Source organism: Pseudomonas sp. LS_2, from assembly GCF_042709235.1.
In the GTDB taxonomy this organism is placed as follows: Bacteria; Pseudomonadota; Gammaproteobacteria; order Pseudomonadales; family Pseudomonadaceae; genus Aquipseudomonas.
This window is the reverse complement of record NZ_JAVAYC010000004.1, coordinates 163,506-180,024: the sequence shown is the minus strand read 5'-3', so window position 1 is coordinate 180,024 and position 16,519 is coordinate 163,506. Positions and strand designations below refer to the sequence as shown.

The 16,519-nt window shown below is 62.6% G+C and carries 19 protein-coding genes and 2 tRNA genes; 7 read left to right on the top strand and 14 right to left on the bottom strand.

The genetic code is table 11. The features are described 5' to 3' along the window. Positions 1 to 51: 51 nt before the first annotated feature. Both RAC97_RS05455 and RAC97_RS05450 read right to left on the bottom strand, forming a co-directional pair. A tRNA-Val gene (locus RAC97_RS05455) sits at positions 52 to 128 on the bottom strand. A gap of 149 nt (positions 129 to 277) precedes the next feature. Beyond that, a tRNA-Val gene (locus tag RAC97_RS05450) sits at positions 278 to 354 on the bottom strand. A 202-nt stretch (positions 355 to 556) separates the two neighbouring features. On the opposite strand from RAC97_RS05450, the gene RAC97_RS05445 reads away from it, so the two are divergent. Further along, positions 557 to 1,840: an NAD(P)/FAD-dependent oxidoreductase gene (locus tag RAC97_RS05445; RefSeq protein WP_375097767.1), complete on the top strand. Its 1,284-nt coding sequence runs from the start codon at positions 557 to 559 to the stop codon at positions 1,838 to 1,840. A 71-nt stretch (positions 1,841 to 1,911) separates the two neighbouring features. Here RAC97_RS05445 and RAC97_RS05440 read toward each other — a convergent pair whose 3' ends face one another. Continuing rightward, positions 1,912 to 2,655, bottom strand: a complete 744-nt coding sequence (locus tag RAC97_RS05440; protein ID WP_375097872.1) for a peptidase C39 family protein — start codon at positions 2,653 to 2,655, stop codon at positions 1,912 to 1,914. A 157-nt stretch (positions 2,656 to 2,812) separates the two neighbouring features. Between RAC97_RS05440 and RAC97_RS05435 the strand changes: the two genes are divergently transcribed. After that, the gene (locus RAC97_RS05435) at positions 2,813 to 2,992 is read left to right on the top strand and encodes a hypothetical protein (RefSeq protein WP_375097766.1); all 180 of its coding nucleotides are present in this window, start codon (positions 2,813 to 2,815) and stop codon (positions 2,990 to 2,992) included. Between the two features lie 116 nt (positions 2,993 to 3,108). Here the strand turns inward: RAC97_RS05435 and RAC97_RS05430 are convergent, their stop codons facing one another. Both RAC97_RS05430 and RAC97_RS05425 read right to left on the bottom strand, forming a co-directional pair. Beyond that, positions 3,109 to 3,861 carry a TerC family protein gene (locus tag RAC97_RS05430; RefSeq protein ID WP_375097765.1) on the bottom strand — a complete coding sequence of 251 codons (753 nt, stop codon included), beginning with the start codon at positions 3,859 to 3,861 and terminating at the stop codon, positions 3,109 to 3,111. Between the two features lie 15 nt (positions 3,862 to 3,876). Continuing rightward, positions 3,877 to 4,116 (bottom strand): hypothetical protein, encoded by a 240-nt coding sequence (locus RAC97_RS05425; protein WP_375097764.1) that lies wholly within the window; start codon positions 4,114 to 4,116, stop codon positions 3,877 to 3,879. A 133-nt stretch (positions 4,117 to 4,249) separates the two neighbouring features. Here RAC97_RS05425 and nhaR point away from each other — a divergent pair, with 133 nt between their 5' ends. The 3 genes from nhaR (at position 4,250) to RAC97_RS05410 (ending at position 7,258) form a co-directional block, all read left to right on the top strand. Continuing rightward, positions 4,250 to 5,143: a transcriptional activator NhaR gene (gene nhaR / locus RAC97_RS05420; RefSeq protein ID WP_375097763.1), complete on the top strand. Its 894-nt coding sequence runs from the start codon at positions 4,250 to 4,252 to the stop codon at positions 5,141 to 5,143. Between the two features lie 170 nt (positions 5,144 to 5,313). Beyond that, on the top strand, positions 5,314 to 6,525 hold the full coding sequence (gene sstT / locus RAC97_RS05415) for a serine/threonine transporter SstT (protein WP_375097762.1): 1,212 nt from the start codon (positions 5,314 to 5,316) through the stop codon (positions 6,523 to 6,525). A 91-nt stretch (positions 6,526 to 6,616) separates the two neighbouring features. Next, a complete protein-coding gene (locus tag RAC97_RS05410) occupies positions 6,617 to 7,258 on the top strand; it encodes a YceH family protein (RefSeq protein ID WP_375097761.1) in 642 nt (213 codons plus the stop codon). A gap of 6 nt (positions 7,259 to 7,264) precedes the next feature. Here the strand turns inward: RAC97_RS05410 and RAC97_RS05405 are convergent, their stop codons facing one another. The 9 genes from RAC97_RS05405 to RAC97_RS05365 form a co-directional block, all read right to left on the bottom strand. Then, entirely contained in the window at positions 7,265 to 7,450 is a 186-nt protein-coding gene (locus RAC97_RS05405) for a hypothetical protein (RefSeq protein ID WP_375097760.1), read from the bottom strand. Positions 7,451 to 7,570: 120 nt separating this feature from the next. Further along, positions 7,571 to 9,133 (bottom strand): alkyl hydroperoxide reductase subunit F, encoded by a 1,563-nt coding sequence (gene ahpF, locus RAC97_RS05400; protein WP_375097759.1) that lies wholly within the window; start codon positions 9,131 to 9,133, stop codon positions 7,571 to 7,573. Positions 9,134 to 9,257: 124 nt separating this feature from the next. Next, a complete protein-coding gene (gene ahpC, locus RAC97_RS05395; RefSeq protein ID WP_375097758.1) occupies positions 9,258 to 9,821 on the bottom strand; it encodes an alkyl hydroperoxide reductase subunit C in 564 nt (187 codons plus the stop codon). Between the two features lie 188 nt (positions 9,822 to 10,009). Next, the gene (gene gorA, locus RAC97_RS05390) at positions 10,010 to 11,365 is read right to left on the bottom strand and encodes a glutathione-disulfide reductase (protein ID WP_375097757.1); all 1,356 of its coding nucleotides are present in this window, start codon (positions 11,363 to 11,365) and stop codon (positions 10,010 to 10,012) included. A gap of 79 nt (positions 11,366 to 11,444) precedes the next feature. Next, complete coding sequence (gene galU, locus RAC97_RS05385; RefSeq protein ID WP_375097756.1) at positions 11,445 to 12,284, bottom strand: UTP--glucose-1-phosphate uridylyltransferase GalU; 840 nt, start codon at positions 12,282 to 12,284, stop codon at positions 11,445 to 11,447. A gap of 48 nt (positions 12,285 to 12,332) precedes the next feature. Next, positions 12,333 to 13,694 (bottom strand): UDP-glucose dehydrogenase family protein, encoded by a 1,362-nt coding sequence (locus tag RAC97_RS05380; RefSeq protein WP_375097755.1) that lies wholly within the window; start codon positions 13,692 to 13,694, stop codon positions 12,333 to 12,335. Between the two features lie 80 nt (positions 13,695 to 13,774). Further along, positions 13,775 to 14,683: a c-type cytochrome gene (locus RAC97_RS05375; protein ID WP_375097754.1), complete on the bottom strand. Its 909-nt coding sequence runs from the start codon at positions 14,681 to 14,683 to the stop codon at positions 13,775 to 13,777. Next, positions 14,680 to 15,330 carry a c-type cytochrome gene (locus RAC97_RS05370; protein WP_375097753.1) on the bottom strand — a complete coding sequence of 217 codons (651 nt, stop codon included), beginning with the start codon at positions 15,328 to 15,330 and terminating at the stop codon, positions 14,680 to 14,682. The genes RAC97_RS05375 and RAC97_RS05370 overlap by 4 nt, the downstream gene beginning before the upstream one ends. Before the next feature lie 144 nt (positions 15,331 to 15,474). Further along, on the bottom strand, positions 15,475 to 15,834 hold the full coding sequence (locus RAC97_RS05365; protein WP_375097752.1) for a hypothetical protein: 360 nt from the start codon (positions 15,832 to 15,834) through the stop codon (positions 15,475 to 15,477). Positions 15,835 to 15,993: 159 nt separating this feature from the next. Here RAC97_RS05365 and RAC97_RS05360 point away from each other — a divergent pair, with 159 nt between their 5' ends. Both RAC97_RS05360 and RAC97_RS05355 read left to right on the top strand, forming a co-directional pair. After that, positions 15,994 to 16,296 (top strand): DUF1883 domain-containing protein, encoded by a 303-nt coding sequence (locus tag RAC97_RS05360; RefSeq protein WP_375097751.1) that lies wholly within the window; start codon positions 15,994 to 15,996, stop codon positions 16,294 to 16,296. 4 nt (positions 16,297 to 16,300) lie between these two features. Continuing rightward, positions 16,301 to 16,471 carry a hypothetical protein gene (locus tag RAC97_RS05355; RefSeq protein ID WP_375097750.1) on the top strand — a complete coding sequence of 57 codons (171 nt, stop codon included), beginning with the start codon at positions 16,301 to 16,303 and terminating at the stop codon, positions 16,469 to 16,471. The last annotated feature ends 48 nt before the right edge of the window (positions 16,472 to 16,519 follow it).

Genomic DNA, 16,519 nt, shown 5'->3' with positions numbered 1-16,519 from the left:
TCCGGGCAAAACGAAAAAGGGCGACCCTTTCGGATCGCCCTTCTTCTGGTTTGGTAGGCACAATTGGACTCGAACCAACGACCCCCACCATGTCAAGGTGGTGCTCTAACCAACTGAGCTATGTGCCTGTCGTGTGGCGCGCATATTAAGGTGACACTGCACACCTGTAAAGCGCTTTTTTCAAAAAAATCAAAACCTTTGCGATGGCCTCGAGCGCCGCTTCCAAAGCGCCCCAATGCAAAAAGGGCGACCCTTGCGGATCGCCCCTTTTTCGATTTGGTAGGCACAATTGGACTCGAACCAACGACCCCCACCATGTCAAGGTGGTGCTCTAACCAACTGAGCTATGTGCCTGTCGATGTGGGCGCATTTTACGCGTTTCGAAATCGCTGTCAACTGTTTTTTTAAGGCTAAGCTACTGATTCTAAAAATATTTGCGGAAAACCGAGTGTCCACGAACGTGTAAAGGATTTTCACCGGACGACTAGCGGGTGTTTATTATTATTGATAGCATCGCTACATTCGTTAAAAATATAACACATGAGGTTTCCCGAGCATGGCCACTACCCACTACCCCCAGTCCTACTACGCCGCCTCGGCCAACCCGGTGCCGCCACGTCCGGCGCTGCAGGGTGAGGTAGAGACCGATATCTGCATCATCGGCGCCGGCTACACCGGTCTCTCCAGCGCCTTGTTCCTGCTGGAGAACGGTTTCAAGGTCAGCATCGTCGAGGCGGCCAAGGTCGGCTTCGGCGCCTCGGGCCGCAACGGCGGCCAGATCGTCAATAGCTACAGCCGCGATATCGACGTGATCGAGCGCACCGTCGGCCCCAAGCAGGCACAACTGCTGGGCCAGATGGCCTTCGAGGGCGGGCGCATCATTCGTGAACGGGTAGCCAAGTACAACATTCAGTGCGACCTGAAGGACGGTGGCGTGTTCGCCGCCCTCACGTCCAAGCAGATGGGCCACCTGGAATCGCAGAAGCGCCTGTGGGAACGCTTCGGCCATACCCAGCTGGAACTGATGGACCAGAAGCGCATCCGCGAAGTGGTGGCCTGCGACAACTATGTCGGCGGCATGCTGGACATGAGCGGCGGCCACATCCACCCGCTCAACCTGGCCTTGGGCGAAGCTGCCGCGGTCGAGTCGCTGGGCGGCATCATCTATGAGCAAACCCCCGCCATCCGCATCGAGCGCGGTGCCAACCCGGTGGTGCACACGCCCCAAGGCAAGGTGCGCGCCAAGTTCATCATCGTCGCTGGCAACGCCTACCTGGGCAACCTGGTGCCGGAGCTGGCTGCCAAATCCATGCCCTGCGGTACCCAGGTAATCACCACCGAGCCGCTGGGCGACGAACTGGCCCGCACGCTGCTGCCCCAGGACTACTGCGTCGAGGACTGCAACTACCTGCTCGACTATTACCGCCTGACCGGCGACAAGCGCCTGATCTTCGGTGGCGGCGTGGTGTACGGCGCTCGCGACCCGGCGAACATCGAAGCCATTATTCGCCCCAAAATGCTCAAAGCCTTCCCACAGCTCAAGGACGTGAAGATCGATTTCGCCTGGACCGGCAACTTCCTGCTGACCCTGTCGCGCCTGCCGCAAGTGGGCCGTATCGGCGACAACATCTACTACTCCCAGGGCTGCTCGGGCCACGGCGTGACCTACACCCACCTGGCGGGCAAGGTGCTGGCCGAGGCCCTGCGCGGCCAGGCCGAGCGTTTCGACGCCTTCGCCGACCTGCCGCACTACCCGTTCCCGGGTGGTCAGATGCTGCGCGTACCGTTCAGCGCCCTCGGCGCCTGGTACTACAGCCTGCGTGACCGTCTGGGAATCTGATCCAACCCAGCGCGGTATCGACGCACACACAGGAGGCAAGCCGGAGCGATCCGGCTTGCCTCCTGTGCTTTTCAGCGACCCAGCCTGTCGACGGCCTGCCTGGCGGCGACTTCCTGGCCTGCACGAGCCAGTTCGTCGGCCGCCTGCAACCATCGCTGGCGGTCGACCTGCGCTGGCAGGTGGCGAGGCGACTGCACCAGCACTGCCCAGCGTCCTTCTTTCTCCCAGGCCGACTGGAACTCATCCATGTCCACCAGCAGTCGGCGCTGCATGCCCGAACGCAGCAGCACGCGCTTCTTGTAGCGGTCATAGCCAACCATCACCGCATAGCGCGGCTCGCCCCACCACGCCGAACCCTCCTGGTAGCGCAGTAGCACCGGGTTGCCTGCGGCGACCTGGGTGAACAGCGCATCGAGGCGCGGCTCCAGCGGGTACACCAGCATGCCGTACTCACGGGCTACCCGTGGAATACCGGCCTGCAATTTCTCGGCTTCCTGCGGCAGGCCCAACGGTTTGTCCAGCAAGCCCGGGGTAATACGCACCCCTTGCTGGGACAGCATGGCCGCCAGGGCCATGGATCCGCTGAAATTGGCCTTGCCCTGGTAGAACGGCACGCTGCTGATTTCAACCTTCTGCGCCAAACCATCGAGGCTGGAAGGGGGTGCACTGGCGCACCCCGCCAGGCTGGCGGCCAGCAGACAGGCGGCCAATAGCCGACGCGGCGCGGCGATCATCGTTTGAAGGGCTTCTTGCGACATGGCTACTCGCTTGTCTCGACGCCAGGCAGACAGCGCCCGGCACAGGGCCCCGATGATAGGCCGCTGAAGTGCCTAGGTATAGCCCGGCGCGGGCTTGGAACGAATCGGCCCAAGGGATAGACCATTAGTCAATGGAACGTCATGAGGGGAAGGCTAGACTAAAGAAGTGTCTGGAGGGCAAAGCCTGGGGCTGGCCCGAGAGAAGGAGGCACACATGAGCCTGACAATGGCAATTCTGATGCTGGTCGGCATGTGGCTTAGCGTAGCGGCCGCCATGCTCTGGGGGGTGTTGCGCATCGTCAAGCGCCACAGCCACCCTCATCACTCGCCCCAAAAGGCGCAACACATCGAACGGCACGTGCGACGCGCACGGCAACACGCCAACGCACATTGATGATTCGAATCTTTTAGTGAACCTTTCGCGGGCACCGCGCCGAACGGCACGGCTCGCCCGTGCCTGAAGAAATGCAAACGGGGCGCATGGCGCCCCGTCTTTGTTTCACCTGCAAATCAGCCTTCGGCAGCCTCACGCTTCAAGCGTGCACGGCGCGCCAGGATGTTCAGCACCTCGATCGCCGTCGAGAACGCCATCGCTGCGTACACGTAGCCTTTCGGTACGTGGGCACCGAAGCCCTCGGCGATCAGGGTCATGCCAATCATGATCAGGAAGCCCAGGGCCAGCATGACCACGGTCGGGTTCTCGTTGATGAAATTGGCCAGCGGATCGGCGGCCACCATCATCACGATCACGGCAGCGACCACGGCGATGATCATGATCGGCAGGTGCTCGGTCATGCCCACGGCGGTGATGATGCTGTCGACCGAGAACACGATGTCCAGCAGCAGGATCTGGAAGATCGCCGCGGCGAAGCCCAGGGTCACGGTAGAGCCGACCTTGGACTCTTCCTTGGCACCATGCGGGTCGACGCTTTCGTGGATCTCCTTGGTCGCCTTCCACAGCAGGAACAGGCCACCGGCGATCAGGATCATGTCTTTCCAGGAGAACGCCTTGCCAAACAGTTCGATGACCGGGTCGGTCAACTGGACGATCCAGGCCACGGTGCTGAGCAGCGCCAGGCGCATGATCAACGCCATGCTGATGCCGATGCGCCGCGCCTTCGAGCGGTAGGCCTCGGGCAGCTTGTTGGTCAGGATCGAGATGAAGATCAGGTTGTCGATACCCAGCACGACTTCCATCGCCACCAGGGTGGCCAATGCGATCCATGCGGTCGGGCTCGCGGCGAGTTCCAGCAAGTATTCCATGGGGTGTTCCTTCGATCAGATGTCCTGGGTGTCTTTCTTGTCGTCGCCGTCCTGGGCCTTGTTGCCTTCGCTGCCAATGGCCTCGTTCAAGGCCTGCTGGGCGGCGTCGTTGGTCTTGTCGATCGCCTGCTTGGCCGATTCAGCGGCCTGATCGAGCATTTTCTGGGCGGACTTCTCGGCTTGGTCGCAGCCCGCCATGGCGAACAGCGCCAAGGCCAGCACCAGCGGAGTGCCGATGGATTTCAGTTGTAGCATGGGGTCCTCGCTTGTCGATATCTCGGCGACACACAGGACGCCTGATGGGAGGGCATTCTAAAGAACACAATACTTCAGGAAAATTCGTATTTTCAGCGGTTATACTTCGGTTTTTACGAATCGAACCGTCACGATGCTCAACTACCGCCAACTGCACTACTTTTGGGTGGTCGCCCGTACCGGCAGTATCACCCGCGCCAGCGAGCAACTGAATCTCACCCCGCAAACCATCAGCGGTCAGATCAGCCTGTTCGAACAGACCTACAACCTGGAATTGTTCCAGCGCGTAGGCCGCCAGCTGGAGCTGACCGAAACCGGTCGCCAGACGCTGGCCTATGCAGAACAGATGTTCCAGATCGGCAGCGAGCTGGAGGCGCTGCTGCGCGCAGGGCCGCAGGAGCAGATCCTGTTTCGCGTGGGGGTTGCCGACGTGGTGCCGAAATCCATTGTCTACCGGCTGCTGGCGCCGACCATGGAATTGGACGAGGCTTTGCGTATCAACTGCCGCGAAGACAAACTCGAGCGCCTGCTAGGCGACCTGGCGATCCAGCGCCTGGACCTGGTGATCTCCGACAGCCCCATGCCCAGCCACCTGGATATCAAGGGCTATAGCCAGAAACTGGGGGAATGCGGCCTGAGTTTCTTCGCAACCCCTGCCCTGGCCCAACGCTATTCGCGCCCCTTCCCCGCTTGCCTGGACGATGCGCCATTGCTGGTGCCGGGCCAGGAGACCGTGGTACGCAGCCGACTGCTGCGCTGGCTGGCCGAACAGCAGGTACAGCCGCGCATCATCGGCGAGTTCGATGACAGCGCCTTGATGCAGGCCTTCGGCCAGTCCGGCAGCGGCATCTTCGTGGCCCCGAGCGTGATCGCCGACGAGGTGTGTCGCCAGTACGGGGTGCAGTTGATCGGCCAGACCGAGGCGGTACACGAGTCGTTCTATGCCATTTCGGTGGAACGCAAGGTCAAGCACCCTGGCATCGTGGCGATTACCGAGGGGGCGCGGCGGGAGTTGTTCAACTGGTGAGCCGTGGTGCCCCCTTCGCGGCCCCCCCCCTACAGGTACGGCACAGATCATATAGGAGTGGGCTTGCCCGCGAAGGACCCACCGCTGATTGCCGGGCAACCACGCGGAAAATGCCTACAGATCCCTGTGTTAAGATCGCCGATTCGTTCAAACCCGAGATTACGTTCCACATGTCCCCCGTCCTTCGTCTGCTCAACCGCACCAGCCTGGTGACCCAGATCGTCATCGGCCTGGTGGCCGGTATCGCACTGGCCTTGCTTGCCCCTGCCATCGCCCTCGACCTGGCCTTCCTCGGCAAAGTGTTCGTCTCGGCCCTCAAGGCCGTGGCCCCGGTGCTGGTGTTCATCCTGGTGATGGCCTCCATCGCCAACCATCGCCATGGCCAGGAAACCCACATCCGCCCGATCCTCTGGCTGTACCTGCTGGGCACCTTCGCTGCAGCGGTGGTTGCAGTCGTCGCCAGCATGGCCTTCCCCTCGACGCTGGTCCTGGAAAGCGGCGACGCGCACCTCAGCGCACCAGGTGGTATCAGCGAGGTGCTGCAGAACCTTGCGCTCAGCGCCGTAGCCAACCCGATAACCGCCCTGATGGACGGCAACTTCATCGGTATCCTGACCTGGGCCATCGGTCTGGGCGTTGCACTGCGCCATGCCAACGACACCACCCGCACGGTGGTCGAGGACCTGTCCAACGGTGTGACCCTGATCGTACGCGTGGTCATCCGCTTCGCTCCGCTGGGGATCTTCGGCCTGGTCAGCGCGACCCTCGCACAATCGGGCCTGGACGCCCTGCTCGGCTACCTGCATCTGCTGGTGGTGCTGATAGGCTGCATGCTGTTCGTCGCCCTGGTGGTCAACCCGCTGATCGTATTCTGGAAGATCCGCCGCAACCCCTACCCGCTGGTACTGATGTGCCTGCGCGAAAGCGGCATCACGGCCTTCTTCACCCGCAGCTCGGCAGCCAACATTCCGGTCAACCTGGCGCTGTCGCAACGCCTGGGCCTGCATGAGGACACCTATTCGGTGTCGATCCCACTGGGCGCGACCATCAACATGGCCGGGGCGGCCATCACCATCACCGTACTGACCCTGGCCGCAGTGCACACCCTGGGCATTGCTGTCGACCTTCCGACCGCAGTGCTGCTCAGCGTCGTGGCTGCGGTGTGTGCCTGCGGCGCCTCGGGCGTGGCCGGTGGCTCGCTGCTGCTGATTCCGCTGGCCTGCAGCCTGTTCGGCATTCCCAGCGAGGTGGCCATGCAGGTGGTGGCGGTCGGCTTCATCATCGGTGTTTTGCAGGACTCGGCGGAAACCGCACTGAACTCCTCCACCGACGTGCTGTTCACCGCCGCCGCATGCCAAGCCATGGAACGACGCGCGGCTTGAACTTACCGGGGCTGCCACGCAGCCCCACGATTGCCTAAGCCCGATGCAACGCCTAGGCTAGGGGCCTTTTTCCTCGCAATGAGACAGGGCCATGTCAGAACACAGAACCGCAGGCGAAGGCCGCTTCAGCAGCATCGAGGTTCGCGTGCTTGGCGCGCTGATCGAGAAGCAGGCCACCAACCCGGAAACCTACCCGCTGACCCTCAATGCCCTGGTATTGGCCTGTAACCAGAAGACCAGCCGGGAGCCGGTGATGAACCTCTCCCCCGGCCAGGTCGGCCAGGCCCTTCGCGCCCTCGAGGCGCAGGGCATGACCCGTCTGCAGATGGGCAGCCGCGCCGACCGCTGGGAGCAGCGGGTGGACAAGGCGCTGGAACTGGTGCCCGCGCAATTGGTGCTGATGGGGTTGATGTTCCTGCGCGGGCCGCAAACCGTGAACGAGCTGCTGACCCGCAGCAACCGTCTGCATGAGTTCGAGGACGCCGAGCAGCTCCAGCATCAGCTCGAACGCCTGGTATCGCGCGAGCTGGCGTTGCACCTGCCACGCCAGGCCGGACAGCGAGAAGACCGCTACACCCATGCCTTGGGCGACCCGGCGGAAATCGAGACGATTCTTGCGGCACGCCAGCAAGGTGCTGGCGAGCGTAGCGGCGGCGCCTCGGATGAACGGATCGAAGCACTGGAAGCGCGAGTCGCCGCCCTGGAAGCCCGCCTGGCACAACTGGAGGGCTGAGCCAGGTTATTCCGGCTCGGGAAAATTGCGGCAGCTCTTGCGCTCGGCCAGCTCACGGTCGCTGGGGCGTTGGTCGACGAACACGGTGCGGCCGTCGGCGTAGATCTCCAGGTAGCCCCAGTGCAGGTCCTGCTCCTGCTGACCGGGTTCGGGCGGCACCAGCCACCAGGGTTCGCGGCTTATCAGGGTCATGGCGGTATTCCGTAAAGGCCTGGGCTTAATGATAGACAGCCGATGAGCCTGAACCTTCCACGAAAAAAAACGCCGCCGTTTCTCACGAAACGGCGGCGTTTTTCTGTCCCGCTATCAGCTTCAGGCCGGTGCGGAGGTACGGATCAGGTGGTCGAACGCCGCCAGCGAGGCCTTGGCGCCCTCGCCTACCGCGATGACGATCTGCTTGTAAGGCACCGTGGTCACGTCACCGGCGGCGAACACGCCAGGGATATTGGTCTGGCCCTTGGCATCGACGATGATCTCGCCACGCGGCGACAACTCGACAGTGCCCTTGAGCCAGTCGGTGTTCGGCAACAGGCCAATCTGCACGAAGATACCTTCAAGCTCCACGGTGTGCAGTTCATCGGTCGTGCGGTCCTTGTAGCGCAGGCCGTTGACCTTCTCGCCATTGCCCAGCACCTCGGTGGTCAGCGCGCTGGTGATCACCTTGACGTTCGGCAGGCTGTGCAGCTTGCGTTGCAGCACGGCGTCGGCACGCAGTTGGCTGTCGAACTCGATCAGAGTCACCTGAGCGACGATACCCGCCAGGTCGATGGCCGCTTCCACACCCGAGTTGCCGCCACCGATCACCGCCACGCGCTTGCCCTTGAACAACGGGCCATCGCAGTGCGGACAGTAAGCCACGCCACGGGAGCGGTACTCCTGCTCGCCCGGCACGTTCATTTCGCGCCAGCGCGCACCGGTGGCGAGGATCACGGTCTTGGCCTTGAGCGAGGCACCGCTGGCCAGACGCACTTCGTGCAGGCCGCCATCGGTGGCGGGAACCAGCGACTCGCCGCGCTGCAGGTTCATGATGTCGACTTCGTACTGCTTGACGTGCTCTTCCAAGGCCGTAGCCAGCTTCGGCCCTTCGGTCTCCTGCACCGAGATGAAGTTCTCGATGGCCAGGGTGTCGAGCACCTGGCCGCCGAAACGCTCGGCGGCAACGCCGGTACGAATGCCTTTGCGCGCTGCATAGATCGCAGCAGCGGCGCCAGCGGGGCCACCGCCAACCACCAGCACATCGAAGGCGTCCTTGGCGTTGATCTTCTCGGCCTGGCGAGTCCCGGCGCTGGTGTCGATCTTGCCGAGGATCTCTTCCAGGCCCATGCGGCCCTGGCCGAACACTTCACCGTTCAGGTAGATGCTCGGTACCGCCATGATCTTGCGGCTTTCCACTTCATCCTGGAACAGCGCGCCATCGATGGCGACGTGGCGGATGTTGGGGTTGAGCACTGCCATCAGGTTCAGCGCCTGGACCACGTCCGGGCAGTTTTGACAGGACAGCGAGAAGTAGGTCTCGAACAGGAACTCACCGTCGATCGCCTGGATCTGCTCGATCACTTCCGCGCTGGCCTTGGACGGGTGACCGCCAACTTGCAGCAGCGCCAGTACCAGCGAGGTGAATTCGTGACCCATGGGGATGCCGGCGAAGCGCAGGCTGATATCGCCCCCTGGGCGGTTGAGCGAGAACGAGGGGCGACGGGCATCGCTACCGTCCGCGCTCAGGGTAATGAGGTTCGACAGGCCGGCGATTTCCACCAGCAAGTCGTGCATTTCGCGGGACTTCGCACCGTCGTCGAGGGAGGCGACGATCTCGATAGGCTGGGTGACCCGCTCGAGGTAGGTTTTCAGTTGCGATTTAAGCGTGGCGTCCAACATACGGGCGATTCCTTATTTCAAGCATGTAAATAAAAACGCCCAGGCGAGGTCGCCCGGGCGTTTTTCGGGGCGGTGAAGAACTCAAGCGTGGCGGTTGCTCACCGCCCGGATCTGGCGCACGGTCTTAGATCTTGCCGACCAGGTCCAGGGACGGGGCCAGGGTGGCTTCGCCTTCTTTCCACTTGGCCGGGCAGACTTCGCCTGGGTGGGCGGCGACGTACTGGGCAGCCTTGACCTTGCGCAGCAGCTCGCTGGCGTCACGGCCAACACCACCGTCGTTCAGTTCGACGATCTTGATCTGGCCTTCCGGGTTGATCACGAAGGTACCGCGGTCAGCCAGGCCAGCTTCTTCGATCAGCACGTCGAAGTTACGCGAGATGATGTGGGTCGGGTCACCGATCAGCGGGTACTGGATCTTGCCGATGGTGTCCGAGGTGTCGTGCCAGGCTTTGTGGGTGAAGTGGGTGTCGGTGGACACGCCGTAGATTTCAACGCCCAGCTTCTGGAACTCGGCGTAGTTGTCAGCGAGGTCGCCCAGTTCGGTCGGGCAGACGAAAGTGAAGTCTGCTGGGTAGAAGAATACGACGGACCATTTGCCTTTCAGGTCGGCTTCGCTCACCTGAACGAATTCGCCTTTGTGGTAGGCAGTGGCGTTGAACGGTTTGACTTGGCTGTTGATGATTGGCACAGGAGACTCTCCTTCAGGGGGTTTGAAATCGTTGACGGAGAGAATCCTAACCAACGAGCCTGTGAAAGGCTCATTGGCAAACCTCATGCAATTGATTGGTTTTGGCTATAACCGGCGTTTATTAATAGAAGGGAATGAGCTGAGCAAAGGATTGCGCGGGGCCGCGCAAGCGGCCCCGACTCGGTGGGTCAGCGCGTGGCTGTACGCATCGTCACGAATTCCTCGGCAGCCGTCGGGTGCACGCCAATGGTTTCGTCGAACTGCTGTTTGGTAGCGCCAGCCTTCAGGGCGATCCCCAGGCCCTGGATGATCTCGCCGGCATCCGGCCCGACCATGTGGCAGCCCAGCACCTTGTCGGTGTCGGCGTCCACCACCAGCTTCATCAGGGTCTTTTCCTGGATGTCCGTCAGGGTCAGCTTCATCGCCCGGAAGCGGCTTTCGAAGATTTGCACCTTGTGCCCGGCTTTGAGCGCGTCCTCTTCAGTAAGGCCCACGGTGCCGATCGGTGGCTGGCTGAACACCGCGGTCGGGATGTTCTGGTAATCCACCGGGCGGTACTGCTCAGGCTTGAACAGCTGGCGTGCCACGGCCATTCCCTCGGCCAGCGCCACCGGGGTGAGCTGCACACGACCGATCACATCGCCGAGGGCATACACCGAAGGTGCGGTAGTGCGGTACTGCTCGTCGACACGGATGAAACCGCGCTCGTCGAGCTCTACGCCGGTGTTCTCAAGGCCCAGGTTGTCGAGCATAGGACGGCGCCCGGTGGCATAGAACACGCAGTCGGCAACCAGCTCTCGGCCGTCCAGGAGGGTAGCCTTGAGGCTGCCGTCGGCCTGTTGGTCGATGCGCTGGATATCGGCATTGAACTGCAAGTCCAGGCCGCGCTTTTCCAACTCTTCCTTCAGGTGGGTGCGCACCGAGCCGTCGAAGCCGCGCAGGAACAGGTCGCCGCGGTACAGCAAGCGGGTGTCGGCGCCCAGGCCTTGGAAGATGCCGGCAAACTCCACGGCGATGTAGCCACCACCGACCACCAGCACGCGCCGCGGCAGCTCCTTGAGGTAGAACGCTTCGTTGGAGGTGATCGCCAGTTCCTTACCGGGAATGTCCGGTACCTGCGGCCAGCCGCCGGTGGCGATGAGGATATTGGCGGCGCTGTAGCGCTGGCCCTCGACTTCCACCTGGTTGGGGCCGGTGATCCGCGCATGCCCCTGCAGCAGGGTCACGCCGCTGTTGACCAGCAGGTTGCGGTAGATGCCGTTGAGGCGCTCGATTTCGCGGTTCTTGTTGGCGATCAGCGTACCCCAGTCGAAATGCCCTTCCTCGAGGGTCCAGCCGAAGCCTGCGGCCTGCTCGAGCTCATCGGCGACATGGGCGCCATACACCAGCAGCTTCTTCGGCACGCAGCCGACGTTGACACAAGTGCCACCCAGGTAGCGGCTTTCGGCTACCGCCACTTTCGCACCAAAGCCCGCAGCGAAACGCGCGGCGCGCACACCGCCGGAACCGGCACCAATCACGAACAGATCAAAATCGTAGGCCACTTTCCAGACTCCACAAAAAAAGCCACCCGAGGGTGGCTCTTTTTCTGGTCGGCTGCAAGCGCCGTACGCGAACGGCGCCTTAGTAGGCCTTGCCGGTCTTGTAGTAGTTCTCGAAGCAGAAGTTGGTGGCGTCGATGTAGCCCTCGGCACCGCCGCAATCAAAGCGCTTGCCCTTGAACTTGTAGGCAATCACGCAACCGTTCTTGGCTTGTTGCAGCAGCGCGTCGGTGATCTGGATCTCGCCACCCTTGCCCGGCTCGGTGCTCTCGATGATGTCGAAGATATCCGGGGTCAGGATGTAGCGGCCGATGATCGCCAGGTTCGACGGGGCGTCTTCGGGCTTGGGCTTCTCGACCATGTTGGTCACGCGGAAGATGTCGTCGCGGATCATGTCGCCGGCGATCACGCCGTACTTGTTGGTCTCCTGCGGATCGACTTCCTGGATGGCAACGATCGAGCAGCGGAACTGCTTGTACAGCTTGACCATCTGGGTCAGTACGCCGTCGCCATCGGGGTTTACGCACAGGTCGTCGGCCAGTACCACGGCGAACGGCTCGTCGCCGATCAGCGGGCGGCCAGTGAGGATGGCGTGGCCCAGGCCTTTCATTTCGGTCTGGCGGGTGTAGGAGAACGAGCACTCGTCCAACAGACGGCGGATACCGACCAGGTATTTTTCCTTGTCGGTGCCCTTGATCTGGTTTTCCAGCTCATAGCTGATGTCGAAGTGGTCTTCCAGCGCACGCTTACCGCGGCCGGTAACGATGGAGATTTCGCTCAGGCCGGCGTCCAGGGCCTCTTCGACGCCGTACTGGATCAGTGGCTTGTTCACCACCGGCAGCATTTCCTTGGGCATGGCTTTGGTAGCGGGCAGGAAGCGGGTGCCGTAACCGGCTGCCGGGAACAAGCATTTCTTGATCATATACATCCTTAAACAAGGGCTGGGCCTGTGATATTCGGCGCAGTCTAATCAGGCGGCGGTCACCTTACAATGCCCCACCTGTGGCCGACCAATGCCATGATAGAGATAACCCAGCGCGGTAAGTTCAAACGGATCGTAAATATTGCGTCCATCGAACAGCACCGGCATACGCATCAGGCCACGAACCCGGCGAAAATCCGGCTGGCGGAATTGCTTCCATTCGGTCACCAGCACCAGTGCATCGGCGCCGTCCACGCATGTGTAAGGGTCTTCGCCCAAGCGCAACTGGCCACTGGCAAGCGCCTCTGGGTAGGCCGCCGCTACCCCCGCCAACGCGGCCGGGTCGCAGGCCTGCACGCGGGCCCCGGCAGCCAGCAGGGCATCGAGCAGCACCAGGCTCGGCGCCTCGCGCAAGTCGTCGGTACCGGGCTTGAACGCCAGGCCCCACAAGGCCACGGTACGGCCACGCAGGAAGCCGCCGAAATGCTGCTGCAAGGCGCGGAACAGCAGGGTTTTCTGCTCGGCATTGCGGGCCTGCACCGCTTGCAGGATCGCCGGCCGGTAGCCTTGCTGTTCGGCAGTGTGGATCAGCGCCCGCACATCCTTGGGAAAGCACGAGCCACCATAGCCGCAACCGGCGTAGATGAAGTGGCTGCCAATGCGCCGGTCACTGCCGATGCCCCGGCGTACCTGTTCGATGTCAACGTCCAGGTGAGCGCACAGGCCCGCCAGTTCGTTGATGAATGACACCTTGGTCGCCAGAAAGGCATTGGCCGCGTACTTGCTGAACTCGGCGGCGCGCGGGGTCATGACCAGCACCCGCTCGCGGTTGCGCACGAACGGCGCGTAGAGGCGTTGCAGGCATTGGCTGGCGGCTTCGCTGTCGGTGCCGATGATGATGCGGTCCGGGCGCATGAAGTCCTCGACCGCACTGCCCTCCTTGAGGAACTCCGGGTTGCTCGCCACCTCCACCTGGATGCCCGCGCCACGCGCGCGCAGGCCAACGCCGATATGCCGGGCCACACGCTCGGCAGTACCGACCGGCACGGTAGACTTGTTCACCACCAGGCAGGCACGGCGCAGTTGACGGCCCAGGCTGTCGGCCACGGCCAGCACATGTTGCAGATCGGCCGAGCCATCCTCCTGGCTTGGCGTGCCCACGGCGATGAACACCACCTCGGCGCGGGCCAAGGCCTGCTCCCAACCCTCGGTGAAGATCAGTTGGCCGCTGTGCAGCCCCTCCTGCACCAGGGGTGCCAAGCCGGGCTCGTAGATCGGGCACTGGCCCTGGCGCAGCTGTGCGAGGCGCGCCTGGTCGCGCTCCAGGCACACCACACGGTTGCCCATTTGCGCGAAACACGCCGCTGTAACCAGCCCCACATACCCCGCCCCGATCACACAGAGTTCCATGGCCGCACTCCTTGAGGAAGATGACGGCCATTGCTACCCGAGGGTGGTTGCAGGGCGGTGACAGTCGCGGGACGCCGAGGTTACAAGCCCTGCCCGACCAGCACGCCATCAACCTTCTGCCCATACAGGTTGACCCCGTCGTTGGCATGGAACTTCACCCGCGTCTTCTCGATCGAGCCCTCCACCAGCCGAGGGTCCTGTGGCCGCTCGTGGCGGTTGATCCACGCAGCCACGTCCCACGCCTGCTGGTCGCTGAGGCTGCCGGGTCTGCCCAGCGGCATGTTGTGCTTGATGAACGAGGCCGCCGTGTTGATCCGGTGCATGCCAGCGCCCCAGTTGTATGCGTCCTTGCCCCACAGCGGCGGCATCACGTACTCGCCCGCCACTTTCTGGCCCTCCCCATTGTCGCCATGGCAGATAGCACACTGCTCGCGGTACACCTGCTCGCCGCGCTTGAAGTCGTAGCCATCGGCAGGCTGGGCGACCTCCGGATAACCCCGTCCAGGGATCTCGACGCCTGTAGGTGCCTGAGTCGACAGCCAGTAGGAATACACGCTCAAGGCAGTCATCTGCGGGCTATCGGCGGCGGGTGGCGTGCCGTTCATGCTGAACTGAAAGCAGCCCTGGATACGCTCGGCATAGGTGTTGACCTTGTCGTTCTTCTTGCGATACGCGGGGTACATCGGGTAGGCGCCCCACAGCGGCGCAGAGTGCGCCATGCGACCCTGGTCGAGGTGGCAGTTGCTGCAGTTCATGCCATTGCCCACGGCCTCGGGCATCAGCCGCCGGGTGTCGACGAACAATGCGTGGCCCTCACGCACCATCTTGCCGAAGGCGTTGTCCGGCAGGGTATTTTCCGCGGGCGGGCTGAACAATGGTGCCGCCTGCTGCGCGGGCACCTTGAGCTGTGACTGGTCTTCCATGGCGATGTTCGCGGCCTGAGCGCCGCCAATGGCCACCAGCAGTGCGGCTGGAATCAAGGCTTTCATGGCTTGGCCTCCTGGCGAGCGGGCTGGGCGAAGAACGCAGCGATGGCCTTGACCTCATCGGCGGTCATGGCCTTGGCCACGCCAACCATCAGTTGGTTAGGATCGTTGCTGCGGCTGCCGGCGCGCCAGGCATCGAGTTGTGCGACGAGGTAGGCTGCGGGTTGTCCGGCCAAGGGCGGGAAGTGCTCGCCGATGCCGCTGCCGCCGGGACCGTGGCACTGCACGCAACCTGGGATGTTGCGCTGCCAGTCGCCATACAAGGCCAGGCGGGTGATGGGGTCGGGGGCGATCTGTTGGCGGCGCAGCTCGGGCGCAGGGTCGGCGGGCAACGTCGCCAGGTACTGGCTGACGGCGAGGATTTCATCTTCGCTCATTGCCTTGGCCAGCGGCTCCATTACCGGCTGCCGGCGCGTGCCACTGCGAAAATCCCTCAGCTGCTTGGCCAGGTAGCCAGCGGACAACCCGGCCAACCGGGGAAAACCCGCAGCGGCGATACCCTTGCCGTCCGCGCCATGGCACCCCAGGCAAGCCATGGCGGCGGGGTTCTGCCCGCCCTGGTTGAAGATTTTCTGGCCATCGGCGGCATGCGCCGCCGGCCAGCCCAAGATCAGCAAACTGCCGACCAAGGCACGACTCAACGGTTTCATCAGGAAGCTCCATTTCTCTGGCTATAAGCTTAGTCTTAAAAGACATAAGAAATGGATACTAGGCTTGCAAGGTTGATCGAAACAACGACTCAGCCGCCCAAGGGCAAGCTGGAGGCCGGTTAATTCATGGTTCGTTGAGCCAGGTCAAGAGCCAGAGATGCACGCGGTTGCCGCCGTGCGCACATCACCGGGGCGCAACGGGAAGTTGTTCAGCCGCTCATACACCTTGATCGCGCTGCCGCTGCCGCGCTTGTCGATGTCCAGCAAGGCTGCCGGGGCGTCGCCGGCGCTGAGCTTTTGCGGCACCAGCAGGCGCAGCCCATCGCCGCGCTCCTCTTCCACCAACGGGTCGCGGCTGTCGGCCAGCTTGCCTTTGACGCAGTCGGCGTACTCCCGGGGCGTCTTGCCAGAAATCACGTCTATGGTTTCACGCGACTGTTCCAGCTCCGAGACACTTGCACAGCCACCCAGCGCCACCGCGAACGCCGCCATCAACCACTTCATGCTCCACTACCTCCACCTTGAAAATGCGTCTGACAACGGCGGGGCAAGTTTGCTCCCTGCTCTGGCAGATTTATCCTTGCGCAATGGTCGAACGCGGCAGGCAACCACGACATCATGGTATCTTGCGCGTTTGCAGAACCCTACCTTGCGGAGCCTCACATGAAATTCGTACACCAGCGCGAGCACCTCAACGAGGACGATGTCGTCGTCATCGAGTGCTCCCAGCGCTGCAACATCCGCCTGATGAACGACGCCAACTTCCGCAGCTTCAAGAATGGCGGCCGGCATACCTACCACGGTGGCGCCTTCGACCGTTTCCCGGCCAGGATCACCGTGCCCAGCACCGGCTTCTGGAACATCACCCTCGACACCGTGACCACGCGCCCGATCTCGGTAACGCGCAAGCCGGCCTTCACCCACAAGATCAAGATCGTTCGCCGCTCTTCGTCCAAGCTCGGATAACCCCATGACCCAGACCACCAAGTATGTGATCAAGTACAAGCTCGATGGCCAACGTCGCTGGGATTTCGCCCTGATGCCCGACGCCTCTCACGAACAAGCCTTGCAGGCGCTGCGCAAGATCCACGGCGATGATGCCGACAAGGTCAGCGACATCCAGGTCAGCAAGGCGCTCTAAGCGCCCTGCTGCACGCCTGCGCCCTGAACCCAGGGCATTGATTCGCCC